Annotated in this window: 1 protein-coding gene; it reads left to right on the top strand. The window is 66.7% G+C overall.

Annotated elements, in window-relative coordinates; genetic code table 11:
• Positions 1-234, top strand: a 234-nt coding sequence (locus SB753_RS41560; RefSeq protein ID WP_410805757.1) for a methyl-accepting chemotaxis protein, incomplete at both ends; no start/stop codon positions are given.

Below are 234 nucleotides of genomic sequence, written 5' to 3'. Positions count from 1 at the left end.
GCCGCTCGTCGCAGAAGATCGCCGAAATCACGAGCGTGATCGAAGGCATCGCTTTCCAGACCAACATTCTGGCGCTTAACGCGGCCGTCGAGGCGGCGCGCGCCGGCGAACACGGCAAGGGCTTCGCGGTCGTCGCCTCGGAAGTGCGGGCGCTCGCGCAGCGCAGCGCGGCTTCGGTGAAGGAGATCGAAGGTCTGATCGCCGAATCGACCGCGACCGTGCAAAGCGGCTTCC

The sequence above is a fragment of the Paraburkholderia sp. SIMBA_053 genome, from assembly GCF_046534895.1.
Classification (GTDB): Bacteria; Pseudomonadota; Gammaproteobacteria; order Burkholderiales; family Burkholderiaceae; genus Paraburkholderia; species Paraburkholderia caledonica.
The sequence above is the reverse complement of the archived record's forward strand: the minus strand, read 5'-3'. Positions and strand labels throughout refer to the sequence as shown.